The organism is Clostridiales bacterium (assembly GCA_017961515.1).
Taxonomy (GTDB): domain Bacteria; phylum Bacillota; class Clostridia; order Acetivibrionales; family RGIG10202; genus RGIG10202.
In genome coordinates, this window is sequence record JAGCXC010000091.1 from 1 (window position 1) to 22,627 (window position 22,627).

Genomic DNA, 22,627 nt, shown 5'->3' on the forward strand with positions numbered 1-22,627 from the left:
ATGATTATCTTTATACTGTTTACTTTTCAATGTCCATTTCCTCTGCCGTCTTTCGACTGCTCTAGTACTATATCATCTTTTACACCTTATGTGCAAGGGAATATAATTACTATATTGATCGGTTATATCAATTTAAGTCTCCGTTACATATAAATTCCTCTTTTTATCTTCCTTTATCGCGAAATATCATCTTGTTGTGTTAAATAAAAAATTATGGTACACTAATCCAAAGATTAATAAGTATTTTTAAAAATCGATTATTAGCTACATAATTTAAAATTCAAATATGGAGGATGTTGTGCAAAAAATTATAATTGATAAAAAGTATGAAAACAAAAAACTTGATAAGGTAATATCTATGTTGTTTCCCAAATTGTCTTATAATTCACTTTGTAAGGCATTTAGAAAAAAAGACATTAGAGTAAATGGCAATCATTGCAAATCATCTTATATTGTCGCTTCAGGCGATGTGGTTTCTATATATATAATAGATGCTATTTTGTTTGGTAAAACAGAAAATTCTGATATGTCGCACTTCTTTGACATAGTATATCAGGATGATAATCTTCTAATTGTGAATAAAATGCAAGGTATCTCTGTACACAACGATTCAACTAATGACAATTACACACTAATTAACATTATACGCAAAAATTTGGCCCTGCCTAACGCTATGTTGTGTCATCGTTTAGACAGAAATACTGGAGGTCTTATACTTATTGCTAAAAATATACAAACATTAGATTTATTGACCAACAAAATAAAAAATAACGAAATAAAAAAATATTACAAATGTTTAGTATATGGCAATCCTCATAATAAGAAAGCCACTCTTCATGGATATTTATTCAAAAACAAAAAATTAAGTCGTGTATTTATAAAAGATACTCCTTCTAAAAATACTCTAGAAATAATAACTCGCTACAAACTATTATCAACATCACAAAATACTTCTTTGTTGGAAATAGAATTATTGACTGGACGCACTCATCAAATAAGAGCACATATGTCACATATTGGTCTTCCTATTATAGGAGATGGTAAATATGGTATGAATAAAATAAATAAACAATTTTCATACAAATTTCAAGCTTTGTGGGCATATAAAGTAATTTTTAAATTTAGTGATAATAATCATCTATCGTATCTAAACAACAAAGTCTTTGAAGTTGTCCCAAATTTCGTCTAAAAAACAAAGTCAAGGGGCTTCTCATCGCCTTCTTGACCTTTTATTTGTCTATACTCCTATAAATTGCTGCACTAATATTTTCCCATACACAGGACTATCTACTATACCAAACCCCACATAGTTGAAATTTTTGTTTAGTATATTTTCTCTATGTCCCGTCGAATTCATCCAAGCATTGAAAGCACCTTCAACACTTTGGTTTCCCGCAATGTTTTCACCAGCACTTCTAAACGATATTCCAAACTGCCTCATCATATCAAATGGCGATCCATATGTTGGTGATTCATGATCAAAATAATTTTTGTCAACCATATCCTTTGCCTTGGCTATTGCACACTTTCTTAAATTCCCCTTAAAACTCAGCTCTGACAAACCTGCTTCACGTCTTGCTTTATTCACTAAATCCAATAATCTTTTTTCTTCATCTGTAACACTCACTTTTTCCGCTACAGGTGTAACAGTAGGCGTAATACTTGGAGTCGTCGTTGGTTTAATAATTATCTCTGGTGTATTTTCATCACCTATATTTAAATATTTACCGTACACAAATCCACTATACGCATTAAGAGGTTCATATATGGCATACCAATCGCCTACTCTTCCCAGTACATTTATACTCTCACCTTTTACCAAAATAGTTACGACTGGATATCTAGTCGACGGACCACATCTTACATTCAATCCATCCGGCATCACTACTGCTCGTTCAAAACTCATCATATCAAATTTATCTTGATTTTCCGCATACGACGAGGTATTTACACCAATACACGTTGCTCCTATAAATAAACAACAAATTACTAAAATAATAAATATGAATTTTCTTCTCATTCTTCTAACCCTCCAGTTATTATGAATTCACATTTATTATTGACAATAATTATTAGTTTTAATCACTTATGTGTCTTTTAATGCACCAGATATTATATCATATGCTCTATCTATAGCATCACTACATGACAACTCACTTTTTTCCTTTTCTTCTCTTAATTTAAATTCAACTATTCCTTCATTTGCTTTTTTACCCACAACTATTCTAACAGGATATCCTATCAAATCACAATCCTTAAATTTAACACCTGGTCTCTCATTTCTATCATCTAAAACAACTTCAACACCTTTATTAGCTAATTCATTATATATCTTCTCGGCTAGTTGATATTGTGTCTCATCTTTTACATTAACTGGCACAACAACAACATGATAAGGCGCAATAGCAATTGGCCATATTATACCATCTTCATCATGATTTTGCTCTATTGCTGACGCTAATGTTCTATTGATACCTATGCCATAACACCCCATAATCATTGGTATCTCTTTGCCATCTTCATCTAGATATTTACATTCCAAAGCCTTACTATACCTTGTTCCAAGCTTAAATATATGTCCTACCTCAATACCTCTTATTAATTTTATTTTACCTTTACACTTAGGGCAAACATCTCCATTAGTAATTGTTCTTATATCCATGACAACATCAGCACTAAAATCTCTACCGTAATTTACATTTTTTAAGTGATGCTTTGTTTTATTGGCTCCAACAACAAAATTTCTCATTTTGACAACTTCATTGTCTACAATTAACTGTACTCCATCTAGCCCTATTGGCCCTGCAAAACCCACTTCTGCTTTTGTTATCCTTTCCACATCTTCTGCACTTGCCATCTCTAAATCTATACAATTTAAATAATTCTTTAATTTGACCTCGTTTAGCTCTCTATCTCCTCGAACCATTACCGCAACAAATTTTTGATCTGCTTTATATATAAGAGTCTTCGCAAATTCCTTTGGACTACATCCAAAAAATTTTGTAAGCTCCTCTATTGTTCTAGAATCCGGTGTATAAACTAGTTCCACATTTTTTAATTCTACAGTAATATCACAAGCTTCGTCTGGCACGCACACAGCTTTCTCTATATTTGCAGCATAATTACATGCATCACAACAAGCTATTAAGTCTTCTCCTACTTCAGACTTAACCATAAATTCCTGTGATCCCGATCCACCTATTGCTCCTGAATCTGCATCAACTGTGGTAAAATCTAACCCACATCTTTCAAAAATTTTTTCATACGCTTTCTTCATTTTTTGATAAGACATATCCAAACCAGTGTCATCTCTATCAAAGCTATAAGCATCCTTCATGATAAATTCTCTAGATCTCATAACCCCAAACCTAGGTCTTCTCTCATCTCTATACTTTGTTTGAATCTGATACAACGTAATAGGCAACATCTTGTAGGACTTTACCTCCTGCCTAACTGTAGTTGTAAATATCTCCTCATGCGTTGGTCCTAAACAAAAATCACGTTCATTCCTATCCCGCAATTTAAACATATCAGCCCCATATATATCCCAACGTCCAGATTCTCTATATACTTCAGAAGGAAGTAATGCCGGCATGAGCAATTCACATGCGCCCGCTTTTTCCATTTCCTCCCGCACTATCTTCTTAATTTTCTCTAACGAACGCACACCAAGCGGCAAAAAACCATATATACCAGCCGCTACCTTTCTCATCATTCCTGCCCTTAACATAAGTTTGTGACTCGCTATCTCTGCTTCTTTTGGTGTCTCTCGTAATGTTGGTACAAACATGTCAGACATCTTCATAAAAACGCTTCCCCCTTAAACCCTCTAAAATTTACATCACTATAATACTTTCTTTTCTCCCTTTTGTCAAATTTTCTTTCGTAATGTGAGGGCACTTTAGAGCATTTTATTTATCTCTTTTTTAAGCCTTGCTATTATTCTTTTTTCCAAACGCGATATATAAGACTGCGATATCCCAAGCATATCTGCAACCTCTTTTTGCGTTTTCTCATAGCCATTGGATAAGCCAAAACGCAAGTCCATTATTCTTTTTTCCCTATTCGTCAATTTTTGCATTGCTGTATTTAATAATTCCTTTTCCACTTCATCCTCTATCTTTTTATGAGTTACATCATCATCAGTTCCCAATATATCTGACAGTAATAACTCATTCCCATCCCAATCAACATTTAGTGGTTCATCTATTGATATTTCAGATTTTAATTTGCTATTTCTTCTAAGATACATAAGTATCTCATTTTCTATACATCTTGATGCATATGTTGCTAATTTTATGTTCTTATCGGGTCTAAACGTGTTTATAGCTTTTATTAATCCTATACTTCCTATTGACACCAAATCTTGTACATCTATTCCCGTATTTTCAAATTTCCTAGCTATATACACAACTAATCGCAAATTTCTTTCTATTAATATTGATTTAACGCTTTTATTATCGCTAGAAAGTTTTTTTAAAAGCCTCCCCTCTTCATCACTTGATAGCGGTGGCGGCAATATATCACTACCACCAACATAATAAATATCCACTACTCGTTTTATCTTCCTTATAACTGATACATACACTCCTAACACAATTTCCCTTAGTCCAATACTTTTGTTGATTACAACTTTCCCCATATTATTTCACTCCTTTACTATTGTGTAAGCATATTATATAATTCTAACCCTATTAGTGCTTCATAGGAATTACTGCTTGTTAAAATTTCTTCATATATTGCAACCACTACATTTGTAAATTCTTTTGTATTCTCTTTGTTCGTAATTTTTATATTATCCGCTTTAAATCCCAATAACATCCCATTTTTCTTCCCTAGCGAATTAAATGGAATTAATCTAAATCTTCTAAACCACTTCGATCCAAGCATAGTATCTGTCACAAACTCTAAATCATCACTCATAGATTTATAAAATATATTTTGTACCTCGGGGGGCAACAAATCCCGTACTGATCTAAATTCCGCCACAAGTATTGGCCTATCACTTAAAGGATCACTTAAACTTGCTCCTGTATCCAAAAGAGCATTTACGCTTACTCCCTTATTATCAAAACCTATATCTATAGGCACTATAAGCTTTTCTTTTACGCTCTTGGTCTTTATATAATCTAGTATGACTTTTAATATCAAACTCACAGTTAGTACAGATTTTATAAATAAAGAGTTTTTTGAATTCCAGAACATATACACTACTCCATTTTTCACTATTCCACCACTTTTATTAAGGTAAATAAAGAAAAACATTCCTCCCGCTAAAACAAAGGTCGCAACAAAAAAAATGCAAACGCACTTAAAAAATTCGCTCACATTTATTGGTGAAAACGCTATCCATACCATAATAATTGACAATAATACTTTGCACATAGCTGTACACAATATGTCTATATTGGGAAATATTATCATTAAAACTACATATAAGGCGCCCACAATCCCAGCCAACAATAACCTCATGGACAGCACACTTTTGTTTAAGATTCTCTTAGTAAGTAATAATATTATGTAATTTGCCAACAAATTTTCCATGAACAGTATATCCACGTATATATCCACTTCTATCCTCCTAGTGAGTTTGACTTATTTTTAGTCAATTTTGTGTGCCAGATGTGAATACACTTAAAGTAGCACAAAGTACATATTAACATCCGTGCACATTAGTGTTAAACCTAAGTCGAGTCTTTACCTCTTACTGTTTACAAATAGAAAGACATCTCCGACTAAGATATATACATTATATACTCCTATATCATGGAAAATTTGTCATTTTGTGCGCATGTGCTAAGCATCATCTTTTTGCTTTAGGGGAAAATGCTATCGATACTAAATATCCAAATATAATTGCCGCAGTTATCCCTATCGCACTATTTTTTACTCCACCTGAAAATGCACCCAATATCCCATATCTATCTACATCCTTAAATGTTCCTTTCGCTAGATTATAGCCAAACCCCGTTAGTGGAATAGTAGCACCTACTCCACCAATCTCTACTATCTTTGGATATACACCCATTAGTGTTAAAAATACTCCCATTGTAACAAATATAACTAATATTCTTGCTGGTGTGAGTTTCGTTTTGTCTATCAACACTTGCCCTATCGCACATATTAATCCACCTATTAAAAAAGTAAGTACGTACTCCTGCATCAAAATCACCTCTATATATTGTTTGTTATACTAATCGCATGTGCTATCCCTGGTATAGACTCACCTTGTAGCAACATCTCTGGGCTTAAAAGTGCTCCTGTGGCTACAAATAGAATTTTATTTATATTGCACTTTGACATTTCTTCTAAGATATAACTTGTCAAAACTGATGCAGAACAGCCACATCCGCTTCCGCCTGCATGTGTATCCGATTTTTCTGTATCAAAAATTAACTTACCACAATCTTTTAGTCTATCACCTATGTTTAATCCTTCTCCCCCCAATATGTCCTCGCAAGCATTTGATCCAATCTTTCCTAAATCCCCAGTTATAACCATATCATAATAATCATCCTTTAGCCCTAGATCCCTAAAATGGTTTATAATTGTATCTGCTGCTGCCGGTGCCATAGCTGCTCCCATGTTATTTGCATCCTTTATTCCTAAATCAATTATTTTACCAGTAGTTATATGTGTCACATATGGCCCAATCCCCTGCTTATCTAAAATAACCCCGCCTGTACCTGTTACTGTCCACTGAGCTGTTGGAGTCCTTTGTGTGCCAAACTCTAGCGGGAACCTGTACTGCTTCTCAGCTGCACAAAAATGGCTAGACGTCATACACACCACACTTTGCGCAAAATCTCCGTCCACCACCATAGCACCCAAACTTATCGCCTCCGCCATTGTTGAGCATGCACCATAGAGCCCAAAAAATGGAATCTTGCTATCTCTTAGGGCATAATTTGATGCTACACACTGATTTAACAAATCTCCTGTAAATATATAATCAATGTCGCTAAAATTTTTATTGGCCTTCTTCAAAAGATTATCAAGATTCATCTTAAGCATCTTACTCTCTGCCTTTTCCCAGCTTTTCTCTCCCAACATCTCATCTTCTATTATATTATCGAAATATCTTCTTAAAGGCCCTAGTCCCTCTTTGGGACCAACTGTACTAGAATATGCACCTATACTAGGAGGATTTTTTAACGCTACTGTTTGTTTGCCCACTCTCTTGGTCATATTTTTACCACCTTTTAAATTAAATAATATATTATTCCCGCTATAACTGACGACGTTATACCATATACCAATACTGGACCTGCTATACTAAACATCTTAGCACCAACACCCATAACATATCCATCATTTTTATATTCAATAGCAGGCGCCACTATGGAATTGGCAAAGCCCGTTATAGGCACGATAGATCCTGCTCCAGCAAACTTGGTTATCTTATGATACACATTAAGTCCCGTTAAAATTGCTCCTATTAATATCATAATTAATGTAGTAACTCCACTACTTATCTCTTTTGATGCACCTGTTTTTTCTATTAAATTTGTTATAAACTGACCAACTACGCATATAGTACCACCAACCCAAAAAGCATGTAACACATTTATCACTATCTTTGAATTAGGTGAAATGGTGTATATATAATCTTGATATTCTTTATTTGTAAATTTATTACTCATTTTCTCTCCCTCCTTTTTTTATCTTTCCCATTTGTACAGTATTTTAACACGCAAAATATTTTTAACTGTATGCTAAAAATTTACAAAATATATAGACATATCTGTTGTATAAAAGTTAGTGTAGCTTGTATTTTTACATATGGGAGGATGTTTTTCGTGAAGATAAAATTTTTAAAACGCGGCAACACATTAATTGTACACCTATGCGGTGAACTAGACCACCATTCTTGCGAATACGTCAAAAGAAAGCTTGCGTGCGAACTCATAAAAGCTGGCACCAAAAATCTTATTTTTAACATGGAGCAACTAACATTTATGGACAGCTCCGGTATTGGAATATTAGTTGGACGAATAAAAGAAATACAAAAACTTCAAGGGAAAACTGCTCTTGTGTACCTTTCTAACTCTGTTCGCAAAATTCTTGAACTATCTGGAATTTTACAATTAGTAAACGCATATGAAAATATTGATGAAGCTATTAAAACTATGTAACTTTAAAAGGAGAAATTCTAATGCAATTGATTAATGAAATGAAAATAGAATTTTTAAGCAAGTCCAATAACGAAAGTTTTGCCAGAATTGTCACTGCAGGATTTGTCGCCTCAATTGATCCGACCTTGGACGAACTAGCTGACATAAAAACTGCTGTGTCTGAGGCTGTAACTAATTCAATCATACACGGATACGAAAATGCTGACGACAAACTAATTCGCATGCACTGTCGATTGTTTAATCGTGGCGTCGAAATAAAGATATCTGACAAAGGAATCGGTATAAAAGATATAAATGAAGCTAGAAAACCTCTTTTTACATCTAAGCCTAACTTAGAACGCTCTGGTATGGGATTTACAGTAATGGAAACTTTCATGGATTCCGTCATTGTAGATTCTAAGCCTGGAGAGGGCACTACTGTAACTATGTATAAAACAATAAACAAGGACTTTGCATCATGAGCAATGAAGAATTACTACAACATATAAACTCTGATGCTACTGCCGTTGAAAAATTGCTTTTAAATAACAAAGGCTTAGTTATTATGCTAGCAAAAAAATTTCTAAATCGTGGATATGATATGGAGGAGTTGATTCAATTGGGAAACATCGGCCTATTCAAAGCAATAAAAAATTTTGATCCTTCTCGTCAAATAAAATTTTCTACATATGCAGTACCTCTAATTATGGGAGAAATAAAACAAGCTCTACGTGACAACAGTCCCGTGAAGGTAAGTCGCAACTATAAAACTTTATATATGAAAATTATGTCTCTAAAAGAACATATACTAAAAACGTGTGGTTACGAACCATCCATTAGCGAACTAGCAAAAAAACTCAATGTAAGCTATGATCAAATAGTAATTGCATTAGATGCTCTAACCCCACCTCAATACATATACCAGACAATAGACAATGGGACTTGCGAAACTTTTATTGTAGATCAACTAGCATCAAATGAATACGATATAATAGACAACGTGATAGATAAAATACTGCTTCATGATGCAATATCAAAGTTATCACCCATTGACAAAAAAATACTATACTTAAGATTTATAAGAGGATTAACTCAATGTCAAATTGCAAAAATTTTAGACACATCTCAAGTTAAAATTTCTCGTAAAATAAAAAAATTTTTACAACAAAATAATCTACAATAATATTGATGTAATACCCTCCCCCTACCTATATCTCAAATTTTTATTAAAATTTTCAATACCAAGGTAGGGGCTTTTTTCACACTAATGTGGGTTCGCACTAATAAACAGGCTAACCTCTGGTACCCCTTTACTTCATATATAATTTATTCCTTATCTACCTTTGATACTCGCTACCATACTTATTCGCAAATTCATCCCTAAAATCTAATAATCTATCATCCTGTATAGCTTGTCTTACATTTTTCATAAGATTCACAAGGAAATGTACGTTGTGCCACGTTGTAAGTCTTAATCCCAGTACTTCTCCTGCTTTTAACAAATGCCTTATATATGCCCTAGTAAAATTTTTGCACACATAACAATCACATTCATCATCTAATGGTCCAAAATCCCTTGCATACTTTGCATTTTTCACTACTAGCCTTCCTTTACTTGTCATTACAGTACCATTTCTTCCTATCCTTGTAGGCAGCACACAATCGCACATATCTATACCCCTTATTGCAGACTCTATAAGATAATCTGGTGTACCCACTCCCATCAAATATCTAGGTTTGTCTTTCGGCATAAGCGGAACTGTATAACTTAGCATATCATACATAAGACTGGCCGGTTCTCCCACACTTAAGCCTCCCACAGCATACCCCGGCAAATCAAGCTTTGTCATTTCCTCTACACTATGTTGTCTTAAATCCTTATACATTCCACCTTGTATTATCCCAAACAGAGCTTGTGTGTCTGGCTTTTTATGTGCAGCAATACATCTCTTCGCCCATCTTATAGTCCTCTCCAGCGATTTTTTTGCATACTTATAATCTGCTGGATACGGTGTACACTCATCAAACGCCATCATTATATCTGATCCTAATGCATTTTGTATCTCCATCGCTTTCTCTGGCGATAGAAAATGCTTAGATCCATCTATATGAGATCTAAATGCAACTCCTTCTTCTGTTATATCCCTTAACTTACTTAAACTAAAAACCTGAAATCCTCCACTATCTGTTAATATAGACCCATCCCAGTTCATAAACTTGTGTAGCCCACCAGCTTCTTTTATAATTTCATGTCCAGGCCTTAAATACAGATGATACGTATTGCTAAGTATTATTTTTGCACCTATCTGTTTTATCTCATGCGGCGCCATTGTCTTTACCGTTGCTTGCGTCCCCACTGGCATAAATACTGGCGTTTCAAATGTTCCGTGCTTTGTGTATACCCTTCCTAATCTTGCTCCCGACTGTTTACACTCTTTTATTAACTCATATTTAACTGCTGCTTCCATAACAATCTCCTTATCTTAATTTATAAGCATTGCATCTCCAAAACTAAAAAATCTATATCTTTCCTGTATAGCCTGGCTATACGCACTCAATATATTTTCTCTTCCCGCCATTGCGCTAACCAACATAAGCAAAGTAGACTCCGGTAAATGAAAATTCGTTATTAATGAATCCACCATCTTAAACTTATACCCCGGATAAATAAATATACTCGTCTCACCTGCCATTGGCTCTATAACTCCATTTTCATTAGTTGCCGTTTCTAAAACACGACTACTTGTAGTTCCTACCGCAAATACTTTTTTTCCATTACTCTTGGTTCTATTTATAATATCACATGCTTCTTTAGATATATTAAAATACTCCGAATGCATTTTATGTTCTAATATATTATTTGTCTTAACAGGCCTAAATGTACCCAAGCCAACATGCAAAGTCGTGTACACTACATTAACACCTTTTTTTCTTATCTCTTCCAACAAAGGTAGTGTAAAATGCAAACCTGCTGTGGGCGCTGCTGCTGATCCTTTATGTTTAGAGTATACTGTTTGATATCTTTCTTTATCTTCCAACCTTTTAGTTATGTACGGAGGTAATGGCATATTACCCACCTCATCTAGTATTTTCTCAAATATCCCATCATACTCAAACCTAACTAATCTTCTGCCATCATCTAGTATCTCTATTACTTCTGCTATAAGTTTTCCTTCACTAAACGTAAATCTCGCACCTATTTTAGCCTTTCTCGCAGGCTTTAATATAACTTCCCATATGTCGGCATTTATTCTCTTTAATAAAATAAACTCTATTTTGCCTAAAGTATCCTCCCTATTACCCAAAAGCCTTGCTGGTATAACCCTTGTGTCATTTAACACCAAGGCATCACCTTCTTTCAGGTAATCAACAATATCTTTAAATATCTTGTGTGATACTTGGCCACTCTCTTTATCTAACACCATAAGCCTAGACATTTGCCTATCTTTTATAGGTTCTTGTGCTATCAAATCTTGCGGTAAATCAAAATAAAAATCCTTCAATTCCATAAATTTATTCCTTCTATTCTCCTATTGATATTCTTTGTGCTTACTTATTCTTCGATTTTCTAAAATCATAGCTACACTCAATGAATGAATATATACCCATATTTATAAAGCCATGTCTACATCCAACATCATACCTATTATTCTTACTCCTATATCTACCTTAATACTTTCTTTCATACTACCCATTTTCTAAAACTATCTGACAACACGCCAAATCTCCTGGTTATATTATCATATTTTTTATATTTTGTCCAACCCAAAAATATGACAGAACTACAAAAACACCATAGACTCTGCCATAATTTTGCGTACTTTCCTATCTATCGCATATTATCAGGATTAGATGGAGTTGATATATGTCCTAATGTTTCTCCTGCTTCACGAAACAACCTATTGTTTATTGTTGCTATATCCCCTATGGACACCATTCCTATCACTTTATTATCCTCTAAGACTGGCAATCTTCTTACTTGCGCTTCTGACATTATATTAGTAGCATCTTCCACATCCATATCCTTAGTCACTGTCTTTACATCACTTGTCATTATATCTCTTACCTCTTTATCTACCCCAGTTCCATTAGCTATATTTCTTACTACTATATCCCTATCTGTAACTATCCCCACCATTTTAGTTGCATCACAAACAGGTATCACTCCTACATTATGCTTTTGCATTAATCTGGCTGCCTCTATTATAGTGGATGTCGGACTTATGCAGGCTACGTTCTTTGTCATAACATCTTTTATCTTCACAGCAATTCCTCCTTAATACGTTGTTAAAGATAAGTATTGCCAGATTATTGCACATGTATTCATTTTTGTTTTAGATATATTGGCGTTTTCTCTCTTCTATTTAAAAATTCTTCTATACGTTTAAATACCTTCATATTGCTTAAAATATTTTTATGATTCTCTGCAGATATAAAAGAACCATCCAACAAGCTATTTATTGTTAGATTGTTTTCGCCCACATTATACAATTCCGTTTTTATACCCCACTCATCTAAGCTCGCGGCATCAAACGCAACCACTTCATCATATTGACCAAGCATGTTTAATGTCTCTATTTTATTATTTAATCCCTTATTGAACATACTCGGAAATTTTTCCCCTATTAACTCACCTTCTGGTTCTAAATCTTTCACTCCATCGTCATCATATAAACTAATCCCTATTTGTGCAACAGGTGAACCTTTGTGGGGCGTCGATATAAATACAATCTTGTTTATATCATTTGCCTCCCAATATAAACTACTACATGTATAATACCTAACAACCAACCCACCCATGCTGTGGCACACAACATCAAATGACTTAACTTTAAGGCCCTCATTTAAATATTTCATTTTTAGCTCTTCCAAAAACTTTGCTATATCCTTTGCATTGTTTTCCACCTTCTGGCTTGAATCATAACTAAAAAATTCACCTATATAGCCCTTCTCTTCAAAATAATTAGACATGCTATTAAATATATCTTTGTTTTCTTGATAACCATGAACATATACTATAGGTATTCTTCTTATTCCAAACTTTAGTTGTTTTTCTTTTTTACCTTTATATAATTTGGCACACACTAAAGCGTCCAAATCCTGTCCTTCAAAAAGTGGAGACACACTATCATCTGTTATACTAGGAGGAATATATGTCACTATGCACTCACCATTACCATCCGTCACTACATGTTTTTGTGATACTGTACCTACGCCGTCTCTTACATTTAGATCAACACGAGCTCTAGGTACGACATTCCCTCTAAAATCTCTAACCGTTATCAATAAGAATATTTTGTTTTTGGGATCACACGTAACATACTTGACATTGGGACTTATGGTACCAATATCTAGAATATAATCTCTATTATGTAACATCGCAGACACAAACTGCAACACCACGCTCTTAAATGGTATTGTCACGACCACAATAATTGTTGCTATCAGTATCACAAATATTGGCTTTAATTTGTTAAACACTTTGATGCCTCCTGTTTTAGCTACTCTTTTCCCCTATGTCAAATAGTATCATATTATCATCTTTTTTACAATACGTTTTCAACTAATCCATTCTCTCACATCTAAAAGCTATTATTCAACAAATCTCAACTTAAACCTCCTAATAAAAGTTATTTTATGAACTCATAAAAAAATTTGTCTATTTAGAGTAACCCTTACCTTTCGCAACACCATTCTTGATGTTTTTTTATTAAAATTTACGCTATCAATTTTTACTCCTGTTTGTTTTATTTCTTTCACTGAGCTCTCACCATCCCTGCTATTTATCTTTCTTGTTATACAATTATTAATTTTAATTCCCGAATTTTTTAATATGTATACCCATTGTACACATATTGATGATAACATATCTTCACAATAATCTATCCTACACTTTAATTCTTTAGAAATATAATTTTTTTTTGCTTCATCTAATTCATGTTCTAATTCTGAAAAAATTAACCACGCATTTATAATCTTTTTCTTTTTTAATCCCATATCAGAAAGGTTATATATATCGTTTACATTTTTCCCTAATAGTTTAGCATTATAATACAAATTATCTATACATTTGTAACTTAAATCTGGTAATTGATTCTCAATTTCTTCTACAAAATTTTTACTAAGCTTTTCCTCATTTATATTAGCTTCACTTATAAATTTTTTTAGTACTTCTAGCTCATGCCTTAATTGAAAAATTTTTTCACTGACAGCCCTTTTATCTATCAAATTAATTTCTATTTGATTTAAACTTTCAACTAAGTGGGTATGCATAGATTTAACAAATTTATCATATCTTAATCCCCTATAATCACCTATTTCCATTTCACGTACATCTCTAATGCGATTTATTAGTGCTTGATCAAGTGGTTTAGGATCAATAGTAGCACCTCTTTCAATCAATTTTACTGCAAGCCCTTTATTAGTACTCGAACATGCTGCTGTAAGCGGAGAATCGTATATAGCTCCCGAATAATTAATGTCAACCCCTCTCTCCAACAACATCATAACAACTTCATCCATCCCTTTTAGACATGCATGATAAAATACGTTACCCACTGGTACATAATTATTTACAACTTGCGCATGAATATTGGTACCTTTATTAATTAACTCCTTAGCAAGTTCACTATGTTTTTGTAAACATGCTCCTATTAACGGCGTTGATCCATCAATTTCATCTTCATACCCAATACCATAATTGCTATTTTCTAATAATTCTTGTGCAATTTCTTCTTTCTCACCAAAGCAAGCTTCGTACAATATAGGACGTCCTTCAAAATCAACTTCAACATTAGCTCCTCTACTAATCAATTCTTTTAAAATATCTTTATACCCACAAATAACACTAATTACAAGCGGAGAAATTTTCTCTTTTGTACCTATTCCCATACAGTCTTCATCTGTAATAATATTGTCGTAATCTCCCCTTATATCCACTCTTGCTCCACGATTTAACAATTTTATAACTGTATCTCTATGATTACATACAACTGCAATACCAAGCGCTGTACATCCTTTTCCATCTTCTACGTCAACTAATGCTCCTTTTTCCATTAATACATCCACTATATCTGTATACCCATATTGGGAAGCTATCATCAATTGAGTCCATCCTCTGCTATTTTTTGCACTAATATCCGCTCCATTTTCAATCAACATTCTAACAACATCAACCAAACCCAAATGACATGCTATTATTAACGCTGTGTCTCCTTTTCTATCCCTTGCATTAGTATCTGCTCCATTTTTTATTAATTCCAACACAATTTCAGTAAAATTAAATTCACAAGCTACCATTAACGCTGTAATACCCGCACAGTTCCCAATATTAATACCTGCTCCTTCTTTCAATAACATCCGTACAATATCAATTGATCCAGATCGGCATGCCATTATTAACGCTGTATCTCCTTTACTATCCCTTGCATTAATGTCTGCTCCATTTTTTATTAATTCCAACACGATTTCAGTAAAATTAAATTCACAAGCTATCATTAACGCTGTGATACCTTCACAGTTTCCAATATTAATATCTGCTCCTTCTTTCAATAACATCCGTACAATATCAATTGAACCAGAACAACATGCCATCATTAATGCTGTATTTCTTTTCCGGCTTGTTATATTAACCTCAGCCCCATTTTTTAACAACTTTCCTGCAATTCCAACAAAGCCCCAATTACACACTCTCATAAATGCTGTATTTCCATCGCAATCTTTTATATTAATCTTAGCTCCACTTTCTATTAACAGGGAAATAATTTCAACAGATCCCGCGCCACAAGCCTTCATTAGCGCCGTACAATTTCTTACATTTTTAGCATTCACATTAGCTCCATTTTCTAATAATATTTTAACAATATCAACAAAACCAGATTTACAAGCAATCATCAATGGCGTATCCCTATTTTCATTTGTGTCATGAATATTTGCTCCATTTTGTATTAATAAATCAACAATTTCTTTATAACCATATTGGCAAGCTATCATTAGAGGAGTCCATCCATCTTTATTTACTGCATCAAGATCTGCCTTTTGCTCTATTAATATCTTAACTACTCCAGTACGCCCATTTAAACATGCCACCATAAGAGGAGTTATAAATCTTTTATCTCTGCACTCCACATTAATACCCTGTTTAATTAATTTACGCACATTTTCCGCTTCTCCTTTTTCACAATAACGCATTAAAAGCCTAACTTTCTTTCTATATTTCTCATTAATCCCGTTATCATCATCATTTTTATCTTCAGAAAATTCAACCCTATGCTTCATAAATCTCACCTTCCCATTTCCTCGTTCTTATCATGGCTTTTTATATTTTGCCTTTTCTGCTTACTATCCAGCTCTCTAGATATGTATAACTGTTTCGTAAACGCCACCGACAACCTATCTTGACAACATGTCAGTGTTTTTTTCATCTCTTCACTTGTGGCCATTCCCATCGCTATTTTCAATTTTTTCTGAACACGAGAAAATCTGCGGCTAGCATTTGCAATTCTAGCTAATCCTTCCCCTCTTCCAGAAACCATTTCTAACATCTTTAATGTCTCTGATACATCACCTAATAAATACTCACAGCCTACACTCTTTATTTCACTCTGTAATCTCTCTATCGATTTCTTGGTTAATGTTTTCATATTCCAATCACAAGTAAATTCTTTTAACACAACAAGTTCATGCTCTAATTGTGAAATTTTTCTAATAACCAAAGCATCTTCATCCCGATAAATGAGATTTCGTATATCCCTAAGGCCAGTAAAAAAATATTTAATTATACTAACCTCAAAATCACAAATTCTAGATTGAACTATCTTTTTAAATTCCTCTGTTCCTTCTTTTATTGACATTGGTTCAATCCTTGCACCACTCTCAACCAACTTTACAACAACATCAATATGACCATTTTTACACGCTTCTACAATTGGAGAAAAATTCTTAAGTCCTCCACTATTTACGTCAACTCCCATATCAATCATTTTTGACACAACCTCTATCAAACCATTTTTACATGCACAAGAAAAAAAATCACCTACTACCACACCTTCATCTAATTCTTTTGCATTAATATCTGCTCCTTGTTCAATCAACTCCATCGCAAGCTCACTATCCCCATTATGGCACGCATAAAAAAGTTCTTCTTCTCTACAAGAACTTGCATAATTTATCACTACTCTTCCAGCCTTATGATTCCCAGAAATACAATCCATAACTTTCACCTTTCCAATATCAGTCTTTTATTTTTATTTAATATCACATTCTTATTTCTTATATCTTCTTTACTGCGTTTTTTCGACCTATAATCATTGATCTGTCTTGAAATAAGAATTAATCTTATGCCTAAATTTGACAAATTATTTCTATATTCCCATAATCTCTCCCTTGCCTCTTTTCCAATAGCATTTCTTTCAGCTATTAACAATCTATCCTGTAAACACGAAAATTTTATACTCGCACTTATAAATTTAGCAATATCTTTTTTATTAGAAACTCCACATGCTCTTTCAATAGATACTTGCACTTTCACCATATTGTTAAATAAATAGTCGCAACAGGTGTTTATAAGTCCTCTTTGCCACTCATCTATCTTATCTAAATCTATACTTTCTATATTGTTATCAATGATAAATTTTTTGATTACGCTAAGGTCATGCTTTAATTGAAAAATTTGACGACATGCTCTCTCAAATCGCAAAGTCTCGCTTTCTTTAAATGAAACACTTAGAGTCATAATATCTAAGTAAATTTTGTTTAATCTATCCGATACGTACCCCCACATTGCTCTATTAAATTTACGAAGTCCTCCATCTTCTTCTCTTTCTTGTCTAGCTAAAAGATTTCCATTCACAAATGGTCTTGGGATCTCTATTAAAGATGTTTCTAGCTTGGCACCCATTTCAATTAACTTTATTGCAATTCTTCCCTTTCCAAAACTACACGCTACCACAAGAGGAGATTCGTACTCTATTCCCGCATAATTAATATCAGCACCTCTTTTTATTAACTCTACTGCAACATCTTCTAATCCTCTACTACAAGCAAATCCTAGTGCATTAAAACTTTCATTTTCGCTACGTGCCCTAGCATTAATATTGGCACCATTATTAATCAATAACATTGCGATCTCACTATTTTTATTTTTAATAGCCTCTATTAGTGGAGTACTACCATCTTCGTCTTCTTCATCTACATTAACCCCATAATCAAGCAGAATATCCAAAGCTTCAATATTTCCGTATTTTGCCGCAATCATTAGTGGAGTATAACCACTTCCTCCTCTAACCTCAGCCCCGTTATTTATTAACATTTTAATAATGACACTATGTCCGCATCTAGATGCGTACATCAAAGGAGTCCAGCCCATTTCATTCTGATAATTAATCTCTGCACCTTTTTCTATTAATTTTTTCACAATATCTATATGATTTGACTCAATCGCAAACATGAGAGGCGTTAGATTATAACATATGGAATTTACACAAGCACCATGCTTAATCAGCAAATCAACAACTTCTACTTGTCCTCTCTCGCATGCAACCATTAACGCTGTCTTTTGTTCTTTATTCCTAATATCAATAATACTCTCCCTGGTTTCTAAAAACCTTCTTATAAATTGCAAGTTACCTTCTCTGCACACATCCAAGAAACTTTCAACCATCTTAACTTCTGTCCTTTCTACTCTCTATTTGCCTCTAAATCCATAGTTGCTACTATCCGCTTCTTTTCCTTTCTGCTTCAAGCTCTGTACTCTTGATACTTGAACTTTACTCTTAGCATCCGTTTTGCTTACTTTTTTTTGAGGTTTAAAAACATCTTGCACTGTTTGTGCTTGTACCCTACTTCTAGGCGTAAATTGTCCTCTATTTTTTTGCAAATTAGTATCTCTTCTCTTTATCATAACAACTTTTTTACCATTATTCGAACGTGACACTACTTTATTCGAATTTTCTATTTCATATTTCAATGCTTTATATGTAGCGTCTCTGTTTATATCAATGTTATTTTCTTCACAAAACTTTTTAAGCTCTTCTGTCCCTTCAAATTTATCCAAAAACTTTCTCACATATGATTTCTGACGCAACATATATTTTATTGTCCTATTATATACTATACGATTTGTTTTTTCAAATAAAGAATCCTCTCCCACAATATTATTGTGTTTGTACTCCTCTAACAAATACTTTAATACATCTCCATACTTTTTCTCATACTCTCTAACCACACTTGCTTCCCAATCTTTTTTAAATATTTCTTGACTACTTCTTAATAGGGGATCTATCATATTTTCTCTTCTTATATCATACGCCACAAATATTAATTCTTCCCAATCTATACAAAATTCAATAATATCTTCATTATCTTTTCTTTCTCTAATAGCCTTAAAAAATACCTCTAATTCCTTTTCATCTCCTGATTTTATTATAGATGACAACATAGAATTCCAGTCTGCATCTTTGTCAATTTTCCTTACTACTTCCTCTAATAAGCTCAAATTATCTTCTAATTTATACCCGCCAAATTTTCTGATTGAATCTAATAATAACATAACTGCTACTTCTTTACTTAAGCCCTTTTCTTCGCCACTTTTTAATTCATCAAATTTTTTAACTAATTCTTCTTTTGCATTTTTTAAAAGAGCATCCAATAATATTTCACAGTATTTACCCATTTCTTCTGTACATATATCATTTAATATTCTTTTTTCGCGATCCTCTTTAGTTTCCTGTTTTTGTGGCTTAATTTCTCTTTCTCCGTCATCCATATTCTTCTCAAATAACGCTTTTACCACTTCTTCATGGCTAGCATTAAATAATCTATTTTTAATTTGAGGATCACTTAACAATTTATCTATAAATATATCTTTACACTCTTCCATATTTTTTCTTATTATTTTAGCTTCTTCAAAAACTTGTATACACTCTTCTTTTAGAGTTTCCATATACTCTTTCTCAAATAAATATGCTTTTTCTTCATATTTGTTTATGAGGAAATCCTTTGCTATTTTTTCACGCATACTATCCATATTTAAATTCAAACTTTCAGTCATATCTTTATCTAAATCATCCAAACGCAATAAAATACTTAACAAACTAAACCTTTGGCTTTCTTCTATTGATTTTAATACCAACTTGCCTAATACCTTCTTCTTCTTTTCTATAGTCTCTTTTTCTGTCTTACCAACACATATATCTAACCAATTTTTAAGAACCTCACAATTAAACAACAAATACTTTACTAATTCTTTGTTTAAGGCCTTGTCAAAATCCCACATAAAATCAACAATTTCTTTAGTTTTAATGTCTTTATTATAACCCCTCTTTCTTCTTTGGTCATTGATCATATTTTTAAAAGTATTTTTATTTTTTAGATAATCCATCAACTCTTCAGTTTGACTATTAATATCCTCATCATTTCTATCTAATAAAACTTTAAGCGCTGGCTTAATATATTCGTTTAAAATTGCTTCAATTTGATCTTTTTCTTCTTCAGATAATTCTTTATTTCCCTCTAGCCCTTCTAAAAACTTCTTTATGCTTGTTGTATTCTCTATATTATTTACTAGTATATTCTTTATATCTAATAATTGTAATATCATTTTATATTTAGATAAAATACCTACAGCTGCAGTTATGATATTTAATCCATTATCTTTTCTTCTAAAACCCCACTGTATTATATCTCCCCATGCAATTTGTTTGAGTACCTGACAACACATATCACTGTCCGATACTTTTAAATCTAATAATTTTTGTATCTCTTTTGTAATCTTAGGTACATTACTGTCTTCTGTCAATCTATTTATAGACTCAACAACGGCCTTAACCTTAGGATCCTCTAAGATATTCCTACCTTTACTTTCAATTTCATTCATAGCTATATCGCTGTCATCATTACTATCGCTTTCATCACTAGTTTCCTCATCTTTATATGATATATTCCTAAGCTCAGCTTTCGATATAGACTTCCTACGCCTTGAATTCCCCATCGCTAAAATTTTTTCCTTCTTTACCTCTTTCTTACCCATATCAAAACTCCCTCTCTTTCTCAAAACATATATGCCTAACATTTTATATTATTAGTCTCCAAAAAGCAACCCTTCGCTTTACAAAAAGTTTGCCTATGAAGTTCTTCTCCTATATATTAAAAAAATATATTTTTGTTAATAATATATCATATTTTTAAATTTGTGAATCCTTACTCGATTAAAATCGAATACTTTTAAACTAAAGTTGCCAAACATACCTTCTAATAAATTACTTTTTAACAATATAACACCAAACTCAGAAAACTTATCTATTACCCCAAAAATTCTGCATTTTTGCTAATTTATTTAAATAAAGTGTAGGTCTTAGGCCAATAGCTTAATTACATTTTACAAAAAATATAGTAATTAAGCTATTACTTATTCATATCTATAAAACAGATATGTTTTACATTTTTAACCTAAAATATCTAAAATAATACAAAAAATGTATTGACAATAAAATATGCATATTGTATAATTTTCATGTAAAAATGGTCTTTAATGTAAATTATGTAAATTATTTGACTATTCAAAAGAAATAATGAAAGGCGTGTTGTTGAAAATGTTATTTACTGGTAATTATTGTTCTACAAAAAAATCATTTCGAGGTATACCTCCATCTACATAATTTGATTAAGTTTCTTTACTTTAACATGTATTAATTAATTTATTAATTTTTAGGGGGAATTTTAATGTTAGCACTTATAAATAGCTTGATAGGGTTTTTGTTTGTAATTTCCTTATTAATAGGTTTTGCTTTTAGAAATATTTTTGTTTGGTTAATTATTTTTAGCTTATTCCCTACAATTTTAATAGCGACTAAAATTGATATAAAGAATAATCAAAATATTTCTTTAAATGCATTAAACTTAGCTTATTTTTTATTTTTTGGAATTGTAACCCTATCATTTAAATCTATTTACAATATTAATGTATTTGATAGACTTAGTAATAACACCATATATTTTTTAATTATTGGGTTAATTTGTTTATTTGTAACAAACATTATTGTAATTTTAAATCCTAAATATTCTTATTCAAATTAGAATTTTTTCTCATTTTAGTTAAATTTATAACTCTTTTGGCTAAAATGAGAAATTTTTTTTAAATTCAAACTTCATATTTGCTGTTATCTTTTTCTTTTACCATTTTTTTGAGTTGGGACATGTTTTTTAGCGCAACTTGTACTGTTAAAAAACGACAATATTCAAAGTAAACGCAACATTTTTTATATTATGGGGTGCGTTTACTTTGAATATTATCTTATGTCAAAAAAAATATATTTTTTTATTTTACCCCTTGACTTCCAATAACTGTTTATGCTATACTTTTCATTGTAGTGGTTGAGGGCGCTTAGCTCAGCTGGGAGAGCATCTGCCTTACAAGCAGGGGGTCATAGGTTCGAGCCCTATAGTGCCCACCATTTTGCTGGTGTAGCTCAGCAGGTAGAGCAGCTGACTTGTAATCAGCAGGTCGGGGGTTCAAT

At 32.6% G+C, this 22,627-nt stretch carries 20 protein-coding genes and 1 tRNA gene; 6 read left to right on the top strand and 15 right to left on the bottom strand.

Annotated elements, in window-relative coordinates:
• The first annotated feature begins 286 nt into the window (after nucleotides 1-286).
• Nucleotides 287-1,189, top strand: a complete 903-nt coding sequence (locus tag J6Y29_06310) for an RluA family pseudouridine synthase (protein ID MBP5427478.1) — start codon at nucleotides 287-289, stop codon at nucleotides 1,187-1,189.
• 48 nt (nucleotides 1,190-1,237) lie between these two features.
• On the opposite strand, the gene J6Y29_06315 is transcribed toward J6Y29_06310, so the two are convergent.
• The 7 genes from J6Y29_06315 to spoVAC all read right to left on the bottom strand — a co-directional run bounded on the left by J6Y29_06315 (nucleotide 1,238) and on the right by spoVAC (nucleotide 7,643).
• Nucleotides 1,238-2,020 carry an SH3 domain-containing protein gene (locus J6Y29_06315; protein ID MBP5427479.1) on the bottom strand — a complete coding sequence of 261 codons (783 nt, stop codon included), beginning with the start codon at nucleotides 2,018-2,020 and terminating at the stop codon, nucleotides 1,238-1,240.
• 66 nt (nucleotides 2,021-2,086) lie between these two features.
• Entirely contained in the window at nucleotides 2,087-3,805 is a 1,719-nt protein-coding gene (locus J6Y29_06320; GenBank protein ID MBP5427480.1) for a proline--tRNA ligase, read from the bottom strand.
• Nucleotides 3,806-3,901: 96 nt separating this feature from the next.
• A complete protein-coding gene (gene sigE / locus J6Y29_06325; protein MBP5427481.1) occupies nucleotides 3,902-4,642 on the bottom strand; it encodes an RNA polymerase sporulation sigma factor SigE in 741 nt (246 codons plus the stop codon).
• Between the two features lie 17 nt (nucleotides 4,643-4,659).
• On the bottom strand, nucleotides 4,660-5,571 hold the full coding sequence (gene spoIIGA / locus J6Y29_06330) for a sigma-E processing peptidase SpoIIGA (GenBank protein ID MBP5427482.1): 912 nt from the start codon (nucleotides 5,569-5,571) through the stop codon (nucleotides 4,660-4,662).
• Between the two features lie 232 nt (nucleotides 5,572-5,803).
• Complete coding sequence (gene spoVAE, locus J6Y29_06335; protein ID MBP5427483.1) at nucleotides 5,804-6,163, bottom strand: stage V sporulation protein AE; 360 nt, start codon at nucleotides 6,161-6,163, stop codon at nucleotides 5,804-5,806.
• An 11-nt stretch (nucleotides 6,164-6,174) separates the two neighbouring features.
• The gene (spoVAD, locus tag J6Y29_06340; GenBank protein MBP5427484.1) at nucleotides 6,175-7,188 is read right to left on the bottom strand and encodes a stage V sporulation protein AD; all 1,014 of its coding nucleotides are present in this window, start codon (nucleotides 7,186-7,188) and stop codon (nucleotides 6,175-6,177) included.
• A 14-nt stretch (nucleotides 7,189-7,202) separates the two neighbouring features.
• Entirely contained in the window at nucleotides 7,203-7,643 is a 441-nt protein-coding gene (gene spoVAC / locus J6Y29_06345; GenBank protein MBP5427485.1) for a stage V sporulation protein AC, read from the bottom strand.
• Nucleotides 7,644-7,790: 147 nt separating this feature from the next.
• On the opposite strand from spoVAC, the gene J6Y29_06350 reads away from it, so the two are divergent.
• From J6Y29_06350 to J6Y29_06360, 3 genes are read left to right on the top strand one after another with little or no spacing between them, the layout of a single operon-like run.
• Nucleotides 7,791-8,135, top strand: coding sequence for an anti-sigma factor antagonist (locus tag J6Y29_06350; protein MBP5427486.1), 345 nt, complete (start codon nucleotides 7,791-7,793; stop codon nucleotides 8,133-8,135).
• Between the two features lie 20 nt (nucleotides 8,136-8,155).
• Entirely contained in the window at nucleotides 8,156-8,596 is a 441-nt protein-coding gene (locus J6Y29_06355; protein ID MBP5427487.1) for an anti-sigma F factor, read from the top strand.
• Entirely contained in the window at nucleotides 8,593-9,297 is a 705-nt protein-coding gene (locus tag J6Y29_06360) for a sigma-70 family RNA polymerase sigma factor (GenBank protein MBP5427488.1), read from the top strand. Before J6Y29_06355 ends, J6Y29_06360 begins: the two co-directional genes overlap by 4 nt.
• Nucleotides 9,298-9,451: 154 nt before the next feature.
• Here J6Y29_06360 and tgt read toward each other — a convergent pair whose 3' ends face one another.
• From tgt to J6Y29_06400, 8 genes are all read right to left on the bottom strand, one after another.
• The gene (gene tgt, locus J6Y29_06365) at nucleotides 9,452-10,582 is read right to left on the bottom strand and encodes a tRNA guanosine(34) transglycosylase Tgt (GenBank protein ID MBP5427489.1); all 1,131 of its coding nucleotides are present in this window, start codon (nucleotides 10,580-10,582) and stop codon (nucleotides 9,452-9,454) included.
• A 15-nt stretch (nucleotides 10,583-10,597) separates the two neighbouring features.
• Nucleotides 10,598-11,623, bottom strand: a complete 1,026-nt coding sequence (gene queA, locus J6Y29_06370) for a tRNA preQ1(34) S-adenosylmethionine ribosyltransferase-isomerase QueA (GenBank protein ID MBP5427490.1) — start codon at nucleotides 11,621-11,623, stop codon at nucleotides 10,598-10,600.
• Nucleotides 11,624-11,943: 320 nt separating this feature from the next.
• Complete coding sequence (locus J6Y29_06375; protein ID MBP5427491.1) at nucleotides 11,944-12,378, bottom strand: CBS domain-containing protein; 435 nt, start codon at nucleotides 12,376-12,378, stop codon at nucleotides 11,944-11,946.
• A 59-nt stretch (nucleotides 12,379-12,437) separates the two neighbouring features.
• Nucleotides 12,438-13,595, bottom strand: a complete 1,158-nt coding sequence (locus tag J6Y29_06380; protein MBP5427492.1) for an alpha/beta hydrolase — start codon at nucleotides 13,593-13,595, stop codon at nucleotides 12,438-12,440.
• A gap of 162 nt (nucleotides 13,596-13,757) precedes the next feature.
• Nucleotides 13,758-16,391: an ankyrin repeat domain-containing protein gene (locus tag J6Y29_06385; GenBank protein ID MBP5427493.1), complete on the bottom strand. Its 2,634-nt coding sequence runs from the start codon at nucleotides 16,389-16,391 to the stop codon at nucleotides 13,758-13,760.
• 5 nt (nucleotides 16,392-16,396) lie between these two features.
• Nucleotides 16,397-17,326, bottom strand: a complete 930-nt coding sequence (locus J6Y29_06390; protein ID MBP5427494.1) for a hypothetical protein — start codon at nucleotides 17,324-17,326, stop codon at nucleotides 16,397-16,399.
• A 5-nt stretch (nucleotides 17,327-17,331) separates the two neighbouring features.
• A complete protein-coding gene (locus J6Y29_06395) occupies nucleotides 17,332-18,774 on the bottom strand; it encodes an ankyrin repeat domain-containing protein (GenBank protein MBP5427495.1) in 1,443 nt (480 codons plus the stop codon).
• 24 nt (nucleotides 18,775-18,798) lie between these two features.
• Entirely contained in the window at nucleotides 18,799-21,141 is a 2,343-nt protein-coding gene (locus tag J6Y29_06400) for a hypothetical protein (GenBank protein MBP5427496.1), read from the bottom strand.
• Nucleotides 21,142-21,833: 692 nt separating this feature from the next.
• Between J6Y29_06400 and J6Y29_06405 the strand changes: the two genes are divergently transcribed.
• Together J6Y29_06405 and J6Y29_06410 are read left to right on the top strand one after the other, a co-directional pair.
• A complete protein-coding gene (locus J6Y29_06405; protein ID MBP5427497.1) occupies nucleotides 21,834-22,187 on the top strand; it encodes a hypothetical protein in 354 nt (117 codons plus the stop codon).
• A gap of 301 nt (nucleotides 22,188-22,488) precedes the next feature.
• A tRNA-Val gene (locus J6Y29_06410) sits at nucleotides 22,489-22,564 on the top strand.
• Nucleotides 22,565-22,627 lie beyond the last annotated feature (63 nt).

Bases quoted from the DNA above. Each gene is read 5' to 3' on its own strand.
- tgt (MBP5427489.1), bottom strand. From the start codon at position 10,582: ATGGAAGCAGCAGTTAAATATGAGTTAATAAAAGAGTGTAAACAGTCG.
- J6Y29_06320 (MBP5427480.1), bottom strand. From the start codon at position 3,805: ATGAAGATGTCTGACATGTTTGTACCAACATTACGAGAGACACCAAAA.
- J6Y29_06390 (MBP5427494.1), bottom strand. From the start codon at position 17,326: ATGGATTGTATTTCTGGGAATCATAAGGCTGGAAGAGTAGTGATAAAT.
- spoVAE (MBP5427483.1), bottom strand. From the start codon at position 6,163: ATGCAGGAGTACGTACTTACTTTTTTAATAGGTGGATTAATATGTGCG.
- J6Y29_06395 (MBP5427495.1), bottom strand. From the start codon at position 18,774: ATGGTTGAAAGTTTCTTGGATGTGTGCAGAGAAGGTAACTTGCAATTT.
- J6Y29_06315 (MBP5427479.1), bottom strand. From the start codon at position 2,020: ATGAGAAGAAAATTCATATTTATTATTTTAGTAATTTGTTGTTTATTT.
- J6Y29_06405 (MBP5427497.1), top strand. From the start codon at position 21,834: ATGTTAGCACTTATAAATAGCTTGATAGGGTTTTTGTTTGTAATTTCC.
- queA (MBP5427490.1), bottom strand. From the start codon at position 11,623: ATGGAATTGAAGGATTTTTATTTTGATTTACCGCAAGATTTGATAGCA.
- J6Y29_06360 (MBP5427488.1), top strand. From the start codon at position 8,593: ATGAGCAATGAAGAATTACTACAACATATAAACTCTGATGCTACTGCC.
- J6Y29_06400 (MBP5427496.1), bottom strand. From the start codon at position 21,141: ATGGGTAAGAAAGAGGTAAAGAAGGAAAAAATTTTAGCGATGGGGAAT.
- sigE (MBP5427481.1), bottom strand. From the start codon at position 4,642: ATGGGGAAAGTTGTAATCAACAAAAGTATTGGACTAAGGGAAATTGTG.
- J6Y29_06350 (MBP5427486.1), top strand. From the start codon at position 7,791: ATGTTTTTCGTGAAGATAAAATTTTTAAAACGCGGCAACACATTAATT.
- J6Y29_06385 (MBP5427493.1), bottom strand. From the start codon at position 16,391: ATGAAGCATAGGGTTGAATTTTCTGAAGATAAAAATGATGATGATAAC.
- spoVAD (MBP5427484.1), bottom strand. From the start codon at position 7,188: ATGACCAAGAGAGTGGGCAAACAAACAGTAGCGTTAAAAAATCCTCCT.
- J6Y29_06310 (MBP5427478.1), top strand. From the start codon at position 287: ATGGAGGATGTTGTGCAAAAAATTATAATTGATAAAAAGTATGAAAAC.
- spoVAC (MBP5427485.1), bottom strand. From the start codon at position 7,643: ATGAGTAATAAATTTACAAATAAAGAATATCAAGATTATATATACACC.
- J6Y29_06355 (MBP5427487.1), top strand. From the start codon at position 8,156: ATGCAATTGATTAATGAAATGAAAATAGAATTTTTAAGCAAGTCCAAT.